The sequence below is a fragment of the Acidovorax benzenivorans genome, assembly GCF_028680575.1.
GTDB classification, from domain to species: Bacteria; Pseudomonadota; Gammaproteobacteria; order Burkholderiales; family Burkholderiaceae_C; genus Acidovorax; species Acidovorax benzenivorans.
This window is the reverse complement of sequence record NZ_JAPCKI010000004.1, coordinates 368530-388046: the sequence shown is the minus strand read 5'-3', so window position 1 is coordinate 388046 and position 19517 is coordinate 368530. Positions and strand designations below refer to the sequence as shown.

Genomic DNA, 19517 nt, shown 5'->3' with positions numbered 1-19517 from the left:
CAAAATCCTTGTCCTCCATCCTTCTGGCATGGGCACCGCCGAGGGCAGAGGCGGGTCCAGCCGACCACTCAGCATCTGCCAGCAATGGCTTTTCTTTATCAAGTAGTCCTAACATGCGCTGCATTTTCTGCAAGCAAGACTCCTCGACCAGTACTTCGGTGGAGCACATCATTCCCGAGTCTCTGGGCAACACGGAACACATGCTTCCGGTTGGTGCTGTATGCGACGCCTGCAACAACTACTTTGCGAGGAAGGTGGAGCGGCCAGTCCTCGAGTCACCTGTGTTTCGTCAGCTGCGCGCTGGAATGGTCGTGCCGAACAAGAAGGGGCGAATTCCGATTTGGCAAGCTGAAGATGGAACAAGTCGGCCGGAGTACCGCCAGATGGGTAGGTTCTTGGCCAAAGTAGGCCTTGAGGTGCTTGCTTTCAAAACCTTGGCGGTGCCTTCATGGAACGACGAGCTAGTCGATCATCCCGCTCTCGATGAGCTGCGCAACTTCGCGCGTTTCAATGAAGGACTAGATTGGCCGTTCACGGTGCGGCCGCTACACCCCGTGAACGCGGTGTTTTTGGAGGGGGACGAAGCCTTCGAACTGCTGCACGAGTTCGACATTCTTCTAACCCGCTCGTCCGAGGCATATCTTGCCACCTCAATCTTTGGTGTCGAGATGGTGATCAACTTAGGCGGACGAGAGAACGATGGCTTTAGGTGCTGGCTGGAAGAGAATCAATGGGCCTCTCCGTTGTACATGCCGAAAAGCCCCTGACGTCTGTGCAAAAGCTGGCGTCGGCTTCCGGCGCGGCCTTGTTCCGTGTCGATCCGGACGGCATCGTTCGCTGTCAGTTCTTTTTCAGAGTGGCCCAGCCCAAGCAATCTTTCAGGGGGGCTGCACGATGACTCAAAACACTTCAGTATGGCTCAACGCACCAGAAATTGAAATGGGGGTAGAACGTGGAGTAAAAAAGCGCCATGGGCTTGGAAGCCGCATGGCGCTTAGTGTTGTTGGCGGAGAGGGCGTCTACCTCCGCCATATCCAAGGACGCCCAGTCGTGATTGATGGAGTACTTTAAGTCGTTGAAATGTATGAATTTATCCTGCATTTATTGTCCATTGGCGTCCAGCAAAACCTTGCTCTATCCAAACCAAAAAGGCATACAAAAAGGTATACTAAAATCCATCGCAATTGGTATACAGAGGGCTAATCGTGGGATCGCATACGCCCGGCAAACTGCCGGCAATTGTTCTAACCAAACTGAAGGACGGTTGGCACGGAGACGGCGGGGGGCTGTACTTGTTTGTCCGAGGTACTTCCCGATCCTGGGTTTTTCGGTACACCGGCACGGACGGTAAGCGTCGAAACATGGGACTGGGTAGCCTTGCAGCGGTCGGGCTGTCGGAAGCCAGGCGGTTGGCGCTTCAGGCTAGGCAGCAGGTTCATCATCCAACAGAGCCGGTGGATCCTGTTGCCGTGCGGCGTGCCCAAGTGAACGAGCGTCGCTTGGTGAAGGCCCGCGAAATGACGTTCGAGGAATGTGCGATGGCCTGCATCGAGGCCAAGCGCCATGAGTGGAAGAACCCCAAGCACATCGCGCAGTGGATGAGCACACTGGAGACCTATGCCTACCCATTGATGGGTAAGCTACCGGTGAACTCGATTGATACCGATCTGGTGGTGAAGTGCCTGCAACCCATTTGGACAACCAAGACAGAGACGGCGGCCCGCTTGAGAGGTCGCATTGAAACGGTACTGGCTTGGGCTACTACCAGTAAGTATCGGCAAGGTGATAACCCAGCACGCTGGCGGGGCCATCTAGACACCCTGCTGGCGAAGCCATCCAAGATTGCGAAGGTAGAGCACTTTAGCGCCCTGGCATATCAGTCGGTGCCATCCTTCATGGTGGAACTCCGCGCGAAAGAAGGTCTGGGGGTTAAAGCCTTGGAATTTGCGATTCTGACTGCCGCTCGTTCTGGTGAAGTTCGGATGGCAACCTGGTCCGAAATCGATATTGACCGCAAAGAGTGGGTCATACCAGCGGGGCGAATGAAAGCGGGCAAGGAGCACACGGTCCCACTTTCCAAGTCTGCACTAGATCTGCTTCGCAACCTTCCAAAACTGGAAGGTTGCGAGCTAATATTTCCGAGCGCCACAAAGGAGAACAAACCTTTGTCCGATATGACGCTCACCTCGATTCTCCGGAGGATGGGCCACACAGACATCACAGTGCACGGTTTTCGCTCAAGTTTTCGTGACTGGGCTGGAGATACAACCCATTTCCCCAAAGAGGTCATCGAAAACGCGCTGGCGCATCGACTCAAAGACAAGGCAGAAGCTGCTTATGCGCGCAGTACGCAGTTGGCGAAGCGACGTGAGTTGATGGACGCTTGGGCAGTTTATTGCTCAACGCCCCAAGTCAGCGCTGATTTGAAAAAATCCAATTACGATGGGATCGTCAATTTGATCAAGAAGAAGTGACGCCTTGAACGATCCAGGAAACTTGGGTCGTTTCAGATCGATTTAAAGACCAGTGGATACCAAGTCGCGTATGAGTCGCCCACCAATCTCAACGCGGTCTACAGTATCGATGCCACCTTCTTGCGGGACGATATAGGCCTTCAGCGAGGCGTTGTATTCGGGGTACTGGTCTACGACACGATCAAAATTCTCACGCTCCATTCCGTTCTCAGGAACACCGGGCTTATTTTTTCGGCTCCCCTCCGATGGTAGAGACTACGATGCTGGTGGCACTTGGAAAAGGTATTCCTGCCGCCCATATCTACGCAGATGCGTTTTATCCGAAAGGAAATTGAGCTTCAGCGAGCGGCGTCGGGTTGGACGCTCGGTACCGCCCTGCGAAAGGCATCAAGTTCTCCGCATCGCGCGTCGATGGTTTGCACGCGTCGCCAGCGCGCTATGTCTACCTTGAAGCGACGCGCGCTCTCGACCTGCGGCACGAGGTAGACATCGGCCAGGGTGGGGCTGTTGCCGAAGCAATAGTCGCCCCGCCGCGTGTCGGCCGCCAACAGTGCCTCAATGGCGTCGAAGCCTGCACTGATCCAGGTGCCACACCAGTCGTTCACCGCCGCATCGTCCGCACCGAACCGGTGGCGCAGTGCCTCCAGGATGCGGCGGTTGTTGACCGGGTGGATGTCGCAGCCTACGATGGCCGCGAGCGCTCGGACTTGCGCACGGTCGGCGGTATCGGCCGGCAACAATGGATGATTCGGATAGCGTTCTTCGAGCCACTCAATGATGGCCGGAGATTGCGTCATAAGGCGACTCTCCGATTCGAGCACCGGCACGAACTGCTGCGGGTTGGTCGCCTTGAAGGCCTCGTCCAGGTGTTCCTCGCGTCGCAGGTCGACTGCGACTTGCTCGTAATCGAGTCCCTTCAGATTCAGCGCGATGCGCAGACGGTGCGAGGTTCCGCTGCGGAAAAATGTATAGAGCTTCATGGTCATCAATTTAGAGTAATCTTGGCTCGCTTGACGAATTCACTGAACATGCGCGACTTGTGGCCCATCGCGTTAGTGAGTTCGCCCGGGGAACTGATCAAAGGTTCGAAGCCGACGGTGCCCAGGCGTTCCTTGACCTCGGCGGTATCCGGGCCGCTGCCGGGCGAGAAGGGCGCCACAAACCTGACCGACTTGGTGTGGAACGTTTTTGCCAAGGCGCTGCGCAGGTGCGCAGTGGCCAGTGACAAGCGCAAAGGTTAAGCTCGCGGGCGTATGAAAGTGAACGGACGAATAAGCGCATGCGGTTGTTTTTTGACGGATCGGCCAAACGTGGCGGGCTAAAGGGCGTGATGGGTTTCGAGATGCTTGCCCGCTACCATCAACAACGATCAGACGCCGGCCAAGGTGCGGTGTGCATGCAGAGCCTCGAAGATCGGCGCGTCACCGAAGCGAAAAAGGTCCAGCGCGCTGCCACCTGAGGCCTGGGCGGAGAACGGCTGCCAGGACGGAACGACGAACAGATCGCCGCGCGCGACCTGCCAAGTGTGCTCGCCCACGGTGACCGTGCCGTTGCCGTCGAACACCTGTAACACGGAGGAGCCCACCTCGCGCTGCACCATCGTCGCAGCGCCCGCGCGCACGCGGTGCATCTCGGTGCGCATGGTTGGGAGCACGTCGCCGCCCGTGGTCGGGTTGGTGAAGCGCACGGCCGCGTGGCCCGGGCTCAGCGTGCCGGCTTGGCCTGCGTCTTCCAGTGCGAGCTGGTCGGCCAGCGCACGGTCCGTATCGATCCAGCGGTAGGCCAAGAGCGGTGTGGCGGGCTGGGCCGCCATGGCCGACACAGGGCGCAGGCCGGGGTGGCCCCACAGCTGCTCGGAGAACGAGCGCTCGGCCGTGGTGCGTTCGGCCGGCGAGATCTTCTCGCGGCCCGCCTCGAAGAACTGGCTCTCGGTGTAGTACGAGAACGGAATATCCAGCCCGTCTATCCAGGCCATGGGCGCGGTGGCGGCGTTGTGGTGAGCATGCCAGTTCCAGCCGGCCTGCGGCAGGAAGTCGCCACGCGACATCCGAACCGCGTCGCCGTTGACTACCGTCCACACCCCCTCGCCTTCGACCACGAAGCGGAAAGCATGCTGCGTGTGGCGGTGTTCCGGCGCATCTTCGCCAGGCATTAAGTATTGGATGGCCGCCCAAAGCGTGGGCGTTGCGAAGGGCCTGCCACCCAGGGCGGGGTTGGCCAGCGCGATGGCGCGGCGCTCACCGCCACGACCCACGGGCACGATATCTCCGGCCTGCGCGGCCAGGGCCTTCAGCCGATCCCAGCGCCAAAGGTGCGGCACGGCCTTGGACTTCGGGTGGCGGGGCATCAGGTCGCCGATTTCGGTCCACAGCGGCACCAGCAGTTCTTGCTCGAAGCCGCGGTACAACTGCTCCAGCGCGGGCGTGGGGTCGGGTTGACCGTGGCCCGCGACGGCATGCAGCCGCACGGGAGAAGGCGTCAGGTCGATGGTCATGGTGGCCTTGTCTCCTCTTTTTTCAACAATGCGTTATTCGGCCGGACCGACGTTCAGCACGATACTGCCGATGCCTTCGATCTGGCCCTCGATGCGGTCGCCCGCCTGCACGGCACTCACACCTTCGGGTGTGCCAGTGAAGATCAGGTCGCCGGGCAGCAAGTGGTAGAACTTGGACAGGTCGGCGATCAGTTCGGGGATGTCCCAGATCAACTTGGAGAGGTCCGACTTCTGCCGCACCTTGCCGTTGACCGACATCGACAGGTCGCCTTGGCTCAACACGGTCTGAGGCAGGGGCACGATCTCGGAGACGATGGAGGACTCTTCCACGTCCTTTCCCAGGTCCCAGGGCCTGCCCTTCTCGCGGGCCACGAGCTGCAGGTCGCGCCGCGTCATGTCCAGGCCGCAGGCGTAACCATAGATCAGGCTGGGCGCATCCGCTTCGTTCACGCGAAAGCCCGGCGCGCCGATGGCCACCACCAGCTCCATCTCGTGGTGGTAGTCCTTGGTGCCGGGCGGGTAGGCCACGGTGGCGCCCGACTCGACCAGTGTCGAAGGTGCCTTGGTGAAGTAGAACGGCACTTCGACCGACTTGTCGACGGGGCGACCCATCTCAACGGCATGCGCGTGGTAGTTGCGGCCGACGAAGAATAGGCGCTGGACCGGCAAGCGTTCGCTGCGGCCGCGCACGGGCAACGAATAGACGGGCGGCGGGGTCCAGAGGTAGGTGGTGGCGGTCATGGGGTTTCCTTTGCGGGTGTTGTGTAGATGAAAAATTGGGAGTGGCAGGCTGCTCTCACAGCCTGGACATCGGAATGCCCGGATCGGCCAACCGCGCATCGTCGACAGGTTTGCGCTGCTCGATCAACCGGCGCGCAAAGCGCAGGTCGCGCGCCGCGTTGGGGCCGATGGCGGCCTGCACCACGTCGCCGGCCAAGTAGAAAAGAATGAAGCTGCCGCTTGCCTTTTCACCGCGTTGCACCACGCGGTGTGTGGCAGTGGGTATGCCGTAAATCTGCAGGTTCATGCCGTATTGGTCGGACCAGAACCAAGGTAGGGGCTGGTAGTCGACGGCGTGGCCCAGGGCCGAGCGCGCGGCAGCGATGCCCTGTTCTTGCGCGTTCTGCCAAGACTCCAGCCGCATCCGTCGGCCTGCCCAGGGGTTGGGTGCCACGGCTACGTCGCCGGAGGCCAGGATGTCGGGGTCAGATGTGCGGCATTGCGCATCGACCAGCACCCCGCCGTCGCAGGCCAAGCCTGCCTCGCGCGCCAATTCGTCGTTGGGCACCAGGCCGACGCCTAGCACGATGGCGTCGCAACGCAGCGCGCTGCCATCGGCAAGCCAGACCTCCGAGCGGCCGTCTGCCGCCCGCGCGAAGCCGTTGACACCGGTGCCGAGCAGAACGCGTGTGCCCTGCGCCTGGTGCAGGGCTAGCAGATGCTCGGATATCTCGGCTGGTACGGTGCGTGCGCACAACCGGTTCTGGTTTTCTACGACGATCACCTCGGTGCCTTGCTGCCGTGCCGTGGCCGCCACTTCCAGGCCTATCCAGCCGCCACCCAGTACCACGACGCTGCGGCCCGGGCCCAGTACCGGGGCGAGCGCCTGCGCATCCTCGATGGTGCGCAGAGTGTGAACATGGACTTGGTCGGCACCCGGCAATGCGAGCTGGCGGGCGCGCCCGCCAGTGCACAGGATCAATTTGTCGTAAGACAGCGTCTCGCCATTGGCCACCAGCACTTGCTTGGCGGTGCGGTCAATGCGATGCACCTGCTCGCCGGGCCGCCATTCCAGGCCCAGGGCATCGAAGGCTTCGGGCTTCATGAGTCGCGTGGTTTCGGGCAAGGCAGTACCGGAAAGCACGGCCTTGGACAGCGGTGGTCGCTCGTACGGCAGATGCAATTCGTTACCGATCAAAACCAGTCGTCCGGTGAAGCCTTCGGTGCGCAGTGTGTGCGCAGCCCAGCCGCCAGCCTGGCCTGCGCCGATGATCACAATGGTGTTGATAGGGCACTCGTCCGCGCATGCGGCGGCTGCGGCCTCTGGTCGCTCAGCAGTCATAGGGTTTTCCTTGGAAGTAGCGGCTGCGCTCAGTCCACAGCCAGCCACACGCGGCCGCCTTCGATCTTCACGGGGTAGCTGCGCAGCGCCTCGGTCACCGGCGCGCAGGTAGGCTGGCCCGAGCGCACGTCGAACTTGCCCTGGTGCAGGGGGCATTCGATCTCGTACCCTTCCAGGAAACCGTCGCACAGCCGGGCATGGCCGTGCGTACACACGTTGTCGGTGGCGAAAACTTCGCCGTCCACCCCATACAGCGCGATGTCACGGCCCGCGACATCCAGGCTGATCACATCGTCCTGCGGCATCTCATCCAGCGCGGCCGCATCGATCCAGTTGGTTGTCATGGTTGCGGTTCCTCAGATGGGGTAGATCAACGAGTTGGGAATCATCTCGCTGTCGTAGATGACAATGCGAGAGGCGAACTTCAGTCCCTCTGGCGTGCGCACAATCTCATCCAGCGTCCGGCCGACGTTAAACACAGTCGACTCCTTGGACAAGCGTGTGCGGAACACGGCGTAGTTGGCCTCGCTTTGGATACGGCCGTCGGCATCGATCTTGCGTACGACCGGCGTGCCCACCACATGGCGTTGGTAGTAAGGGTCATGGAACAACGTCTCACGGATGCCGTATACGCGATCCTTGAGCATGCCCTTGCTGTCGAAGGCAAGTGTTGACAATGGGAAGCCGCGATCATGGTTCTCGCGCGGCTGTAGCTTGTACACACAATCTTCGATGAAAAATTCTGGCCAGGCATCCCAGTCAGCCGCGTCCAATGCCGCTGCATAGTTAGCGTACAGCTGTGTCAGTTCGAAGTAGTTTTGGAATTCCATGATCAATCCTCCGCCTCCATCAGTTTGCGCCAATATTCGTACATGCCGCGGATCAGAGTCTCGGTGACCATATGGTCCGTGTCGGCGACGTCCGTTCCACCCAGCTCGGCGAGAGTGCGGTGGGATGGCTTGGTCTCGAAACCTTCCTGTGACCATTCGATGACTTCGCCGTCGTCGGCGGAAACGAAGCCTGCAGGGCCGAAGAGGTTGGCCTGGCGCAGACGTCGCTGAGTCATCTCTTCGCTGTCGTCTTCGAAGCCGAAGTGCGTCCAGACGAAATCAAAAGCACCATGGCCGTCGGGCTGGATGTGGCGGGTGGACACGCTGTTGACCTGCTGCTGGAAAATGACGCTCGGGAAGACTGTCATCATCACTGCGGTTGGTCCACCCCACCATGGTTCTTGAACAATGTCCAGGAACCGTGGATCATTCAGCTCCATGTTGGCTTTGAAACTCGATACTTGGGTCACTTCGGCAGCCTTGCCAGCGGCGCCGCGTGTAGAAACCATGGCCGCATGGCGGTGGTGTGCGTCCATCAACAACTGAGACTTGTTGTCGGCGCGCCAGAGTCCGAAGGTCACGAACCAGGTGTGCAGCAGGCCCGGGTGGTATGGATCCTTGATGTTTTCCTGCATCAGCTTCCAGTTGCCTGGAATGCGCTGGCGGTTGTAGCCCAGAATCTTCAGTTTGCGACCATCGAAAAGGCGGTCGAAGTATCCGAGGATCACCGGGCCCAGGAAGTCTTCCAGCGACTCCACGTCATAGTCGAACGAGGCGAATACCACGCCTCCACGGGTGGCAACCTTGAGTTTGGTGAGATTGTGGTCGGATGGCTTGAAGTCCGCTGGCATACCGCCGTTGACCTTGCCGTCCTGCTTGACGCCACGTCTGAATGGAACACCCTGCAGGTCGCCCGATAGTGTGTAGTTCCACTGGTGGTAAGGGCAGGTCAGGCTCTCGCGGTTACCGTGGCGCTCGCGGCAGAAAGCCATGCCACGGTGGGCGCAGACGTTTTCGACCACGTGGATCGAGCCATCCTGGTCGCGCACCATCAGCACCGAGCGTTCGCCGACGACGGTTCGTTTGAAGTCGCCGCCATTTGGGATTTCGGCTTCAAGGCCGACATAGTTCCAGTGGTCGCGGTAGAAAATCCTGTCCAGTTCTTTCCGGTACAAGGCCTCGTCCGTATAGGCTTGGAAGGGGATCCGGCTGGTACTTTCCGTTTCCCAGCGAATTTGCGGTGGAAAAACTGTGACGGGGCGTTCTGGCATAAGTATCTCCTTGAGCCGTTCGTACGATTCTTAAATATGTATGTGGAGGCGGGCCGGTTGACCAACCTGGATAGGGTCTATCGTCTGGGTGTGGATCATTCGGCAGTTGACGACATCATTCAATTGAGGCAACGTGATACTGAACATCACTTGCATGAATATTGAGGTGGGTTTGGCTGGGAGCAGGCTCGGCCATAGGAGCAGGTGTTTGCATGCTGGGTTGGCGATCTCGATGCTTGTTGGCAAGCTCAAAAAGGTCAGCCGCGGACGGGGCCCATCCGTTAAGGTCGATATGAATAGCAGGCCATTGCCATGGCCGCCGATCAGAGTCTTGAGCAGTACCCACGCCCACTAAAGAACTGAACATGCGCTTCGTATAGGCGAAGAACGGCAGTATCGGTGCGCGAGACGCAATGACCTCTCTCGCGCCTGCCGCCTCGTTGACCTTCAACTTGGCGCGCCGCCTGCCGCCGCTATGCTGCCAATTGCGCACCGTGTTGCATTGAGCCCATGGGCTAATGCCACAGCCGCCACCGGGGCACCAGGCTCTCGACATTCGGCCAGTACCTTCGACTAGATCTGCTCGTTGTGGATTGAATAGATGCCCACCAAAACGTGAGCGGCCACCACCTTCACGCATGACGAGTCAGCGTTGAAGGTGGTATGACTCGACGCTCGCCCTCCATCGCGCCCGCTCACATTGGTTTTGATCTCAGGCCCGGAAATGCTGTTTGTCAAGACTCCGCTGTGAAACCGAGCTTCTTGACCAGTCGTCCCCAGTTGTCGTACTGCTTTCGCAGACTGTCGGTCATCTCGTCAGGGGTAGAACCCTTGGCGACAAGACCAAAGCCAGCGAGCGATTCGACAACGTTCCTATTTCCCAGAGAGTGGACAATAGCCTTGTTTGCCTCGGCCACCACAACATCAGGTGTAGTTGAAGGCGCAAAAAATCCAAACCACTGCTCTTCAGCAGGATAGCCATCGGCGTACTTCTGTTCGGCGAAGGTTGGTATTTCTTGTGTAAACGGTGTGCGCCGCAAGCCCGAGGTGCCAAGTATCCGCAACTTGCCCGACCGTTGGAAGTTCAGGAAATTTCCCGTCGGGGCTACCATGGCGGCGATCTGCCCGCCAACCAGATCAGCAACCCCGGGTACCGCACCACGGTACGCAACGTGTGCAAGTTGGATTCCACTTTCCTTGCCCAATAGCGATCCGAGCAAGTGTAGTGGAGAGCCGGTGCCCGGAGAGCCGAAGCTAGCCTGTTGCGGATGGGCCTTGGCCCAGGCCATAAAGTCACGCACTGTTTTGACTTGATCGGGCACCATGGGGCCAACTGCCAGCGCGTCGGTGGTCAGTGCCGCAATGGAGACAGGGCGGAAGTCCCGGAAAGGGTCGTAGTCAAGCTTGTTGTAGATGAATGGATACAGCGACAGCACCGTGTCTGGTGTGAGCAACAGCGTCTGGCCATCGGGCACAGCGGCCTTAACTGCCGTGCAGGCAATACGCCCGGCCGCGCCTGCACGGTTATCAACGACAACCGATTTGGCGTACCCGGCGACCACCATGCCTTCGCCAACACGTCGGCTGACAGTATCGACCACGCCGCCCGCTGGGAACCCGTTGATCACCTTCACCACGCTAGTTCCTTGAGCCATCGAGCGGGTCAATGCCCCAAGCGCAACAACAGTGCCCATTGACTGGATCATCGAACGTCTATTCAGCATTCCCTGCGACCTTTCGTCAAGATTGAGCGGTGAAGCCAATCTGCTTCACCACACCACGCCAACGCTCAATGTCTGATTTCAGGCGGACGCTGAGGTCTACTGAAGAGCTCCACACAGTTTCCATACCCATATGCCCATAGGCGTTCACCAGCTCCGGGTTGGTCAAGGCCACTTTGATCGCGGCATTCGCTTGTTGCACCAGCTTGTCCGACGTGCCAGCAGGTGCAAACACGCCAAACCATTCCGTCATGTCACTTAACGCAATGCCTAGCTCCTTGAATGTTGGCGCCTCAGGTAAAAAGCGCGATCGCGCATTGCCCGTGACAGCCAGCATTCGGATCTTCCCGGACTTCATATGCGGCAAGAACTCTCCTAAGGGCGAGGCCACGGCAGGAATATGTCCGCCAAGCAAATCCAGAATCGCCGGTTGCGAGCCACGGTATCCGGCTTGAACCATTTTTACACCCGACATTCGGCCCAGCAACTCTCCGAGAAAGTGTGGCCCCGACCCAGTGGCGCCGTGCCCGAAGGTTGCAGCGGCCGCTGAAGTTTTGATCCATGCCTGGTAATCTGCCATGGTCTTGACGGATTCGGGTACCGCTGACCCCACCCCATAGCCGAGCTCCGAGGTGGACACCATGGCGACGGGAACCAGGTCTTTCACCGGGTCATAGGCCAAGTCTTTATAGGTATGGGGGTAGATTGCCATCATGGATGCGGGCGTCAATAGCAGGGTGCTGCCATTGGGCGCGGCGGCTTTCACATGCTGGATCGCCAGGCGCGCACCTGCACCCGTGCGATTGTCAACCACAACGGTCTTGGCATAGTTGCCACGGATTCCCTCAGCCAGCCGGCGTGCGGCGGCGTCAGTAGCGCCTCCTGCAGCAAGGCCTACTACGATGGTGGCCAAGCCAATCGAAGGTTCGGCTTGCGCGAGGGCCGGGAGGGAGTTTGCGGCAAGCATGCCAATACTGGCAATAGCATGGCGCCGGGTCATCAAGGAACTGCTCATTTTTGTGTCTCCTGGTTCAAATACTTTTCAAGAAAAAATAGACGATCGTTGCCCCACCACATTTCAGCGCCAACCACCATGGTCGGCACCCCAAAGACTTGTCTAGCCACGGCTTCCTCGGTGGAGTCGTTGTATGCCTGCAAGCCTGACTCACTTTGTGTGAATCGGGCGAAATCGTCAGGATCCCACTGCATCTGCCGGGCAACGGTTTCAAGGGTTTGTGGATCATCTGGCGCTTTTCCATGGCCCCACACAAGCCCGAAGGCTGTGCGCACATAGTCCGCTTCCCGCCCCTGGCACCGCCCGTAGTACAGACCCACGTTCAGGCGGCTGCTGTTGTAGTTGGGCGGGAAAGCCAACGCAACGCCATAGAGCGCAGCCCAGCGGTACAAGTCCTTCTTCAGGTAAGTCAGCTTCACCGGCATGTCGCGGTTGGCTGGCCCTACATTGCCAATCGCTTTTTTGGCTCGGCCCAGGTCGATGCTGCAATAGTCGATGTGCCAGCCATGGCTGGCCGATAAATCGACCAAGTGATGGTGAGCCAAATAGGCATAGGGACTGAGAAAGTCAAAATAGAAGCGAACCTGCGCCTGTTTGGATTCGATTGAGTGAGGCATGGTGTTCGCCTTCTCTTTTCAGTCCGGCGTCGCATAGCGGACATGTAACGCCGCCCAGGCTTCACCAGACTTTCGCGCTCCCGCCAAGTATTCTTCCGGGACAACGTGATAGGGCGGCCGGCAAGGGCCGGCCTTGAGCCACCCAGCCGCGTCCATGCGTGCCTTTTCCAGACCAATGTTGTACTTAGAAAACTCGGCGAAGTCGCCGCGTGGAAACAACGTGGAATCGGCCAGTCGCATCGCATCCGAGATGGTTTTGGCGTCGCTCCAGTTGCCGCTTCGCTTGGCCTCGTTCACCGTGTCGCGCAGGCGAATTGCCGTGGCAGGACCGCACATGGCGCCGCTGGACCAGAATGCGGTCATGCGCTCTGGATCAATCCGTGCCGCCGCATAATAGTCATCCTCGTGGGGTAGGAAACGGATGCTGGGGGCCAGACGCAAGTCAACATCCAGCATGCCAATGCCCAGATACTTCGCTGTCACCACCTGAGGAATATTCGTCACCTGTGCCCAGAACGGCCGCGGAAAATCAAACTTGAAAGCCTCAGGATTGGCGTAGATGGCGATAGCCGCCTCGGGTACCGCCTCTGCAACGTCTCGGTAAAACTGCACTGCGGTGGGCACTTCCATCTTGCACCACATGGGCACGCCCAGCATGGTTCCACTCGCGCCAATGTCCATGACCTCTCGCGTCTGACGGATTACCTCGCGGGTATGCAAGGCGGTGGTGCCGCAAAAGAATGGGACGCGGCCGCGCGCGGTCTCGACAACCGTCGCGATGAAGTCGCGTTTTTCCTCCCAAGTGAGTGTGGCGCACTCGCCAAACGTGCCATTGCTGAAAATGCCATTCACACCTGCGGCAATCAACGCTTCCACAATGCGTGCTGTTTCGTCGAGATCGACGGTATGCTGGACGCGCCAGTCGGATGCGTCCGGCGTTGCAGGAGTGGGCATGATGGTCCACGCGCCGTGAATGTCATCGGCCGTCAGCCGCGTTTTTTTCTGCTTGGTCATGAAATTTCTTGATCGGTTGGAAATCAGATGGGGTACTGCTGCTTGGACGGCTCAATGGTGAGCCACTTCACTTCGGTGAATTCATCGATTACCGCGCGGCCGTCAAATCGGCCATAGCCGCTATCTTTTGTGCCGCCGTATGGCGCCTGAGCCTCGTTTTGAACGGTGGCGCCGTTGATGTGGCAGCTGCCCGTTTCGATGCGCATAGCCACAGCCAATGCGCGCGTCACGTCGCGGCCGAATACACCTGAGGACAGTCCGTAGGCGGTATCGTTGGCAATGCGCACTGCATCTTCGGTATCGCGCGCTCTAACTACGGTAGTGATGGGTCCGAAGGTTTCCTCGTCATAGATCTGCATGTCGCGCGTGACATGGTCGACAATCGTTGCAGGCATTACGGCGCCGGTGGCGAGTCCGCCGGCGGCTATTTGGGCGCCTTTCGCCTGTGCGTCATCGATCATGCGGTTGAGCCGCGCTCCTGATTCGTTCACGATCATCGGGCCGATAACGCACGCGGCGCCAGTGGCAGGGTCACCAACCGGCAGTTCGCGAGCACGCGCGGCAAACTTGGCCACGAATTCGTCGGCAATCTTCTCGTCCACTACGATACGCTCGGTGGACATGCAGATCTGCCCTTGATACAGGAAGGCGCCGAACACCGCAGCGTTTACGGCCTCGTTGATGTCTGCATCATCCAGAACCACCAGGGGTGACTTGCCTCCCAGTTCCAACAGGCAGCGCTTGAGGTGGCGTCCAGCCTTTTCGGCGATGATGCGACCCACACGGGTAGAGCCTGTGAAGTTGATGCGACGCACCGCTTTGTGGGCAATCAGTGCATCAATCACCTCGGGGGCGTCGTTCGGAGCGTTCGTGAGGACATTGAGTACACCGGGCGGCAGGCCTGCTTCCATGAGTGCTTCGGCAATCAGCAGGTGCGTTTTGGGGCTGGTTTCTGAAGCCCGGAAAACCACGGAGTTGCCGCAAATGATGGGATAAGCGATGGCGCGTGCCGCAAGAATCACGGGGCCGTTCCAGGGCACAATGCTCAAGATCACGCCTACCGGTTGGCGCACTGTCATGGAAAGCGTGCCCGGCTTGTCGGTTGGAATGGTCTCGCCCTGGATCTGCGTGGCCAACGCGGCGGCTTCCCTGAAAAGATTGGCTGCCAGCATCACGTTGAAGCCAGACCAGAGTTCTGAGGCTCCAATTTCCTTTGCCATTGCGTCGATGAATAGCGGCGTTTTGGCTTCCAGAATGTCTGCCGCTTTCAAAAGAATGCGTCGACGTTCAGTCGGGCCGGTCTGAGACCAGGACTGAAATGCACGGTGGGCGGAATCCACCGCGGCCACCGCGTCATCGACGCTGGCGGCAGCTGCACGGGTGATGACCTGGCCGGTGGTTGGATGGAGTCTGACGTAGGTCGCGCTGCCAGATGCTGGAACGGCCCGATTGTCGATGATGAGTTGGGTTTCCACGGATGTGTCTCCTGAGTCGGGTCAAAGTGCGAAAAAGCACTGACAACTCTAAGAGCACGGGTGCCGCCGGTAAAACGGAGATTTCGGATGCCATGTATCGGTCAGGCCGATAGCCCAGCCACCCGCTGCGTATCAGCAGTGGTTTGAATACGTTGCTGCAACGGCGTCAGAAGATGCTTTGCGCACCATTTGCCGCAACCAGGTCAGGTCGGGAAAAGCGTCTCTACTACTTGCCCAGATCATCACCAAATCCATGGTTGGCAATTCGAAAGGGGGATTGAATATATCAATCTCAAAAATCTGCACGTAATGCAGCGCAAGGGATCGCGGCACCAAGCCGATGATGTCAGTGCCAACAACCAATTGGGGTAGCAGCGTGAAATAAGGCACCTGGAACTGGGTGCGTTGTCGCAGGCCTAGGCGGGTCAGTGTTTCCTGCTCGATGGTGTCATGTCCATCTGTACGGCAGTACATGGCATGCGGCCGTTCAAGGTATTCTTTCTGATTCAACGCCTTGCCGCCGCTTGGATGGCTGCGCCACTGGATTGCCACCAAGTCATCCTGCATGAAAATCTCATGCCGGAAATCGTCGTCGCTACGACCGATGCCGCAGGCTTGCCAATTGGATGGAAGATTGGGGCAGATGATCAGGTCGAGGGATCCCAATTGCAATTCCTTGGCGGATGTGCCTGGCGTGGGTGTGAGCGTAAGCGTGACATTGGGCGCTTGGTCCTGCATGGCAGGTCCAAGCCTCGAAGTGACAAGTGCCGAAACATAGTCGGCCGTGGCGATACGAAAACGCGTCGCTGCCGTCAGTGGATCAAACTGTTCGCTTTGGAACAGGCGACCGGAAAGTTCCATGATGCGCTCAACGTCCGGTACCAACCGTCTGGCCCTTTCGGTGAGCAACATTTCCCTGCCACGCTGCACTAACAGCTCATCGCCGAAAATTTCCCGCAGTTGGCGCAGCGAGCCGCTGACCGTGGATTGGGTGAGATTTAGCCGGCCAGCCGCCCTTGTTACATTGGCCGAACGCAACAACTCGGCCAAAATGGGAAGCAGGTTCATGTTGACGCTGCGCAGCGTGCTGACGGGATTTTCCATGGCCTGCTTTGTGAATGAGGACTCAAACTAAGTTAACCAGTATTTTGGGGCGAGATCGGGTGGGTAACATGCAGGACACCTGCAGCTTAGGGCAATGCTGATCAAGTAGCGCCAATCCATCGAATAAACCATTTGGATACCAAATGGTGCGAAAAAAGCCGAGATTTGCCCCACAGGGCCGGGTTTGGGGGCCCTTGAGGTCCCTTCAGGCCCTCTTACGGGCGCACCTGTCCCAGCAAGCGCTCTCGGGCAAGTTAGATGTTGGCCAGCGCCAAGGCCGTGAACGCACGTGTGGCGTTCTTGTGCATCCCGCGATAGCGCACCTTGCCAAAGCCCCACAACCGCTTGACCACCCCGAATACATGCTCTACGCGAGCGCGGATGCGGGACTTGTTGCGGTTCTTGGACCGCTGCGTTTCATCGACCACCCCGCACCTGCGTGGGCGCTGGTTGGTGAAGTCTTTGGCTTGGGGCGCCTTGCCCCGGATCAGAGGTTTCTGGCTGGCGTAGGCCGAGTCGCTGTACACGCGCTGTTCGTTGCCATGCAACAAATCGGGTAGCAGGTGTTTGTCGTGCACGTTGGCCGCAGTCACCACGGCGCTGTGCGCCAGTCCGCTTTGACTGTCCACGCCAATGTGCAGCTTCATGCCGAAATACCATTGCTGGCCTTTGCGCGTTTGGTACATGTCGGGGTCGCGCGCCTTGTCGGCGTTCTTGGTGGAACTGGGCGCTGCGATGATGGTGGCATCCACGATGGTGCCGGTGTTGACCTTGAAGCCGCGCTCCTGCAGTTGCTGGCCTACCTTGGCAAACAGGGCTTCACCCAGTTTGTGCTCATGGAGCAGCTTGCGAAACTTCAGCAGCGTAGTGGCATCGGGCACGCTTTCGCGGCCCAGGTCAATGCCCGCAAAGCGGCGCAGACTGGCACTGTCATATAGAGCCTCTTCGCACGCCAGATCGGCCAGGTTGAACCAGTGCTGAAGGAAATGGATGCGCAGCATGCGCTCCAAGCCAATGGGGGGGCGGCCATTGCCTGCTTTGGGGTGGTGCGGCTCTATCACCTGGCAGAGCGCGGCCCACGGTACGATGGCATCCATGGTTTGCAAGAACTCTTCGCGTCGGCTGGGCTTGCGCGGTTGCTCGAATCCGCTGTCTTGATCTGCGGCCATGGCCAGGGTCTGCAGCTTCATGTGCAGGTAACGTTTGAGAAGCAACAACGGTGGACCTTAATCAGCATTGCCTTAGATCTACTGTGTCACAAACGTAGTCGAGCGCTAATGGCGGCGCAATGCGGGCAATGTCCCAGGGCGCCTGCGAGTGCGACGCTCAACTGAAGGCGCAGCGTCCTGATCGAGTCCGGCACGTGACGCTGCGCGCGCTGGGCTTGCCCGAGGGATGTAATCCGGGGAAACGGCAGGCACTTGGCGTTTGACGAAGTTTTTTTTACCTCCTGCATCGCTGCCGGCTTTCAGCCGCTGCTCCATCAGGAAACCGTAAGCGGCGATGCTCAGGCTGGCGTGATGGTGAAAGCCCCGCCAACCCCGTCCCTCATAGTGGCCCAGCCCCAGGTCCTGCTTGAGATCCTGGTAATCGCGCTCGATGCGCCAGCGCATGTGCGCGGCGCATACCAGGTCGTTCAGTGCCGTGGTTTCGGGCAGCGTGGACAGGTAGTACTTCTCGGGCTCGGCCTGATCTGCGGGCCACTCGATGAGCAGCCACTGCTGGGGCAGAAGACGCGCCTTGCCGACGTTGCCCCCGGCGCAGCGTACCCGCAGCGCCGCAAAGCGACCCGTCAGGCGCCCGTTTGTGCCTTCGCGCCAACTGATGTTCTGGAATGCGCTGTCCGGCAAGGACTGCGCCAATACCTTGACGCTCACAGGCTGTCTCTTAGCGGTGCGCCGTGGCATCACCGGTGGACGGCCCATGCCGCTGTAGGGCTTCGGCGGCAGGGGCTCCACTCCGGGTGGCCAGACCACCACGGCCGAGGTGATCCCGACCACGTAGGACAAGCCCAGATCGGTCAGCCCCTGACGAAACGCGTAGTCGATCCCGTAGCCGGCGTCGGCCAACACGCAGTGCCTGGGTGCTCCTTCAGAGAGCAGACCCCGTAGCTGTTGCAGGGCAATGTGAGGCTTGGTCGCAAACTCGATGTCTTCGGGAATCCCGGCCTTGAGTCTGCGCTCGGTGTCTTCGGCCCAGTTGCGGGGCAAGTACAGCTGCCAGGCCACCGGCAGGCTGCCTTGTTCGCAGGCCAGCGAGACGCTGACAGCCACTTGGCAGTTGTCCTGCTTGCCCAGCACCCCGCAGTATTGGCGTGTCACGCCTACCGAGTGCACTCCTTTCTTGGGAAAGCCTGTGTCATCGACGATCCACCAGCCGCCAGCACTGAAGTCCATATGCGGCACCACCCACTGCGCCACGCGATTGAGCAGTTGCTGGTCGCTCCATTGGGCCTTGGCAACAAAGTGATGCAGGGCTTGGTGCCGGGCGCTGGCTCGCAGCGGATCGACGCGGGCGGCCATGGGCTCGACGCTCTTGCGCGACAGGGGCAGCATCAGGCCGGTGCAATACCCAGCCAACCCTGCTTGACGGTCGGCATGGCCAAGCCCTTCGGCCAGATGAACCATGTAGCGATCAAATTCTTTGGATATGTCCATCGCACCCCATTCACAGGGACAGGTGGGCATATCATGCATTACTTTTTATGACACAGTAAGATTAGTCCTACTGTGCCATATCCTTTACGCAGCAACGCAATGACCAAGGCCAAAGGCTCCGCGTCGGTCACTGAAATGTGTTCATGCAGGCATGCCATGAGCGTGCCACCGCCAATGCTGTGAGCGGGCTTGCATGCAATCTCTCGCAAGTCGGCAGGGACGCACAGATCGAGCCCCAACTTGATGAGTATTTCGTACAGCACATCGCTTTCGGACCGGCCTTCCTCGATATGTTCCAAGTTGGCTAGCAAAGAGCCTGCGAGGTCTGAAGCGTTCGGATTCCAGGCGCGAATGTTGGAGGTGTCGAGCTTGAATGTACGAAAGCCAACGTCTCCCGAAAACATCGGGACTGCAGATCGATGCCGCTTTCCTGCCCCAACAAGTCGTGCCCGTGTAATGTCGGCAATGGAGGTCCAGCCTGCTACTTCTCCGCCCGCTAAGGGCTTTGGCAGCTGGACAAGAATGCAGCGCCGTTTGCCCCCATCCTCGGCATCCTGTTGATACACAGCATCCATCGTGCTGCCCGTTCCTGCGAAGAAGTCCAACACAAGATCATTTCCGTCAGGGCTTGTTGCAAGATGCGACGAAGCAAGCGAGTCGGCTTGGGTGTGTCGAACACCACATCCGAGTTGGGAAAATCGACAGTTGCAATCAGCTCCTTCTTCGCTTGTTGCGTGTGCCCGACTTCCTCATAAGTCCAGAGCGTTTGTGGAACGCGCCCGT

19 protein-coding genes are annotated in these 19517 nt (G+C 59.2%); 2 read left to right on the top strand and 17 right to left on the bottom strand.

Features of this window, described 5'->3' with window-relative positions; all coding sequences use genetic code 11:
• Nucleotides 1–8: 8 nt before the first annotated feature.
• Together OIN59_RS09920 and OIN59_RS09915 are read left to right on the top strand one after the other, a co-directional pair.
• Complete coding sequence (locus tag OIN59_RS09920) at nt 9–767, top strand: HNH endonuclease (protein WP_274109718.1); 759 nt, start codon at nt 9–11, stop codon at nt 765–767.
• Nucleotides 768–1205: 438 nt separating this feature from the next.
• Nucleotides 1206–2474, top strand: coding sequence for a tyrosine-type recombinase/integrase (locus tag OIN59_RS09915; protein WP_274109716.1), 1269 nt, complete (start codon nt 1206–1208; stop codon nt 2472–2474).
• 338 nt (nt 2475–2812) lie between these two features.
• On the opposite strand, the gene maiA is transcribed toward OIN59_RS09915, so the two are convergent.
• From maiA to OIN59_RS09830, 17 genes are all read right to left on the bottom strand, one after another.
• Nucleotides 2813–3454 (bottom strand): maleylacetoacetate isomerase, encoded by a 642-nt coding sequence (maiA, locus tag OIN59_RS09910; RefSeq protein WP_274109905.1) that lies wholly within the window; start codon nt 3452–3454, stop codon nt 2813–2815.
• 5 nt (nt 3455–3459) lie between these two features.
• Nucleotides 3460–3702 carry a hypothetical protein gene (locus OIN59_RS09905; RefSeq protein ID WP_274109714.1) on the bottom strand — a complete coding sequence of 81 codons (243 nt, stop codon included), beginning with the start codon at nt 3700–3702 and terminating at the stop codon, nt 3460–3462.
• A gap of 141 nt (nt 3703–3843) precedes the next feature.
• A complete protein-coding gene (locus tag OIN59_RS09900; RefSeq protein WP_274109712.1) occupies nt 3844–4968 on the bottom strand; it encodes a cupin domain-containing protein in 1125 nt (374 codons plus the stop codon).
• Nucleotides 4969–5001: 33 nt separating this feature from the next.
• The gene (locus tag OIN59_RS09895; protein ID WP_274109710.1) at nt 5002–5709 is read right to left on the bottom strand and encodes a fumarylacetoacetate hydrolase family protein; all 708 of its coding nucleotides are present in this window, start codon (nt 5707–5709) and stop codon (nt 5002–5004) included.
• A 55-nt stretch (nt 5710–5764) separates the two neighbouring features.
• Entirely contained in the window at nt 5765–7030 is a 1266-nt protein-coding gene (locus OIN59_RS09890; RefSeq protein ID WP_274109708.1) for an NAD(P)/FAD-dependent oxidoreductase, read from the bottom strand.
• Between the two features lie 29 nt (nt 7031–7059).
• The gene (locus OIN59_RS09885) at nt 7060–7374 is read right to left on the bottom strand and encodes a non-heme iron oxygenase ferredoxin subunit (protein WP_274109706.1); all 315 of its coding nucleotides are present in this window, start codon (nt 7372–7374) and stop codon (nt 7060–7062) included.
• Nucleotides 7375–7386: 12 nt separating this feature from the next.
• Entirely contained in the window at nt 7387–7860 is a 474-nt protein-coding gene (locus tag OIN59_RS09880; protein ID WP_274109703.1) for an aromatic-ring-hydroxylating dioxygenase subunit beta, read from the bottom strand.
• 2 nt (nt 7861–7862) lie between these two features.
• The gene (locus OIN59_RS09875; RefSeq protein ID WP_274109701.1) at nt 7863–9131 is read right to left on the bottom strand and encodes an aromatic ring-hydroxylating dioxygenase subunit alpha; all 1269 of its coding nucleotides are present in this window, start codon (nt 9129–9131) and stop codon (nt 7863–7865) included.
• A 734-nt stretch (nt 9132–9865) separates the two neighbouring features.
• A complete protein-coding gene (locus OIN59_RS09870) occupies nt 9866–10825 on the bottom strand; it encodes a tripartite tricarboxylate transporter substrate-binding protein (protein ID WP_274109699.1) in 960 nt (319 codons plus the stop codon).
• 46 nt (nt 10826–10871) lie between these two features.
• Entirely contained in the window at nt 10872–11867 is a 996-nt protein-coding gene (locus OIN59_RS09865; protein ID WP_274109697.1) for a Bug family tripartite tricarboxylate transporter substrate binding protein, read from the bottom strand.
• Nucleotides 11864–12484 (bottom strand): 2-hydroxychromene-2-carboxylate isomerase, encoded by a 621-nt coding sequence (locus OIN59_RS09860; RefSeq protein WP_274109695.1) that lies wholly within the window; start codon nt 12482–12484, stop codon nt 11864–11866. Before OIN59_RS09860 ends, OIN59_RS09865 begins: the two co-directional genes overlap by 4 nt.
• 18 nt (nt 12485–12502) lie before the next feature.
• On the bottom strand, nt 12503–13498 hold the full coding sequence (locus tag OIN59_RS09855) for a dihydrodipicolinate synthase family protein (RefSeq protein ID WP_274109693.1): 996 nt from the start codon (nt 13496–13498) through the stop codon (nt 12503–12505).
• A 23-nt stretch (nt 13499–13521) separates the two neighbouring features.
• Nucleotides 13522–14973 (bottom strand): aldehyde dehydrogenase, encoded by a 1452-nt coding sequence (locus OIN59_RS09850; RefSeq protein WP_274109691.1) that lies wholly within the window; start codon nt 14971–14973, stop codon nt 13522–13524.
• A gap of 132 nt (nt 14974–15105) precedes the next feature.
• Nucleotides 15106–16077 (bottom strand): LysR family transcriptional regulator, encoded by a 972-nt coding sequence (locus OIN59_RS09845; RefSeq protein WP_274109689.1) that lies wholly within the window; start codon nt 16075–16077, stop codon nt 15106–15108.
• A gap of 254 nt (nt 16078–16331) precedes the next feature.
• A complete protein-coding gene (locus OIN59_RS09840; RefSeq protein ID WP_274109904.1) occupies nt 16332–17267 on the bottom strand; it encodes an IS5 family transposase in 936 nt (311 codons plus the stop codon).
• Nucleotides 17268–17351: 84 nt separating this feature from the next.
• Nucleotides 17352–18734, bottom strand: coding sequence for an IS701 family transposase (locus OIN59_RS09835; RefSeq protein ID WP_274109687.1), 1383 nt, complete (start codon nt 18732–18734; stop codon nt 17352–17354).
• A gap of 38 nt (nt 18735–18772) precedes the next feature.
• Nucleotides 18773–19342, bottom strand: a complete 570-nt coding sequence (locus OIN59_RS09830; RefSeq protein ID WP_274109685.1) for a hypothetical protein — start codon at nt 19340–19342, stop codon at nt 18773–18775.
• Nucleotides 19343–19517: the final 175 nt, after the last annotated feature.

Bases quoted from the DNA above. Each gene is read 5' to 3' on its own strand.
- maiA (WP_274109905.1), bottom strand. From the start codon at position 3,454: ATGAAGCTCTATACATTTTTCCGCAGCGGAACCTCGCACCGTCTGCGC.
- OIN59_RS09900 (WP_274109712.1), bottom strand. From the start codon at position 4,968: ATGACCATCGACCTGACGCCTTCTCCCGTGCGGCTGCATGCCGTCGCG.
- OIN59_RS09895 (WP_274109710.1), bottom strand. From the start codon at position 5,709: ATGACCGCCACCACCTACCTCTGGACCCCGCCGCCCGTCTATTCGTTG.
- OIN59_RS09890 (WP_274109708.1), bottom strand. From the start codon at position 7,030: ATGACTGCTGAGCGACCAGAGGCCGCAGCCGCCGCATGCGCGGACGAG.
- OIN59_RS09885 (WP_274109706.1), bottom strand. From the start codon at position 7,374: ATGACAACCAACTGGATCGATGCGGCCGCGCTGGATGAGATGCCGCAG.
- OIN59_RS09880 (WP_274109703.1), bottom strand. From the start codon at position 7,860: ATGGAATTCCAAAACTACTTCGAACTGACACAGCTGTACGCTAACTAT.
- OIN59_RS09875 (WP_274109701.1), bottom strand. From the start codon at position 9,131: ATGCCAGAACGCCCCGTCACAGTTTTTCCACCGCAAATTCGCTGGGAA.
- OIN59_RS09870 (WP_274109699.1), bottom strand. From the start codon at position 10,825: ATGGGCACTGTTGTTGCGCTTGGGGCATTGACCCGCTCGATGGCTCAA.
- OIN59_RS09865 (WP_274109697.1), bottom strand. From the start codon at position 11,867: ATGAGCAGTTCCTTGATGACCCGGCGCCATGCTATTGCCAGTATTGGC.
- OIN59_RS09860 (WP_274109695.1), bottom strand. From the start codon at position 12,484: ATGCCTCACTCAATCGAATCCAAACAGGCGCAGGTTCGCTTCTATTTT.
- OIN59_RS09855 (WP_274109693.1), bottom strand. From the start codon at position 13,498: ATGACCAAGCAGAAAAAAACGCGGCTGACGGCCGATGACATTCACGGC.
- OIN59_RS09845 (WP_274109689.1), bottom strand. From the start codon at position 16,077: ATGGAAAATCCCGTCAGCACGCTGCGCAGCGTCAACATGAACCTGCTT.
- OIN59_RS09840 (WP_274109904.1), bottom strand. From the start codon at position 17,267: ATGAAGCTGCAGACCCTGGCCATGGCCGCAGATCAAGACAGCGGATTC.
- OIN59_RS09835 (WP_274109687.1), bottom strand. From the start codon at position 18,734: ATGGACATATCCAAAGAATTTGATCGCTACATGGTTCATCTGGCCGAA.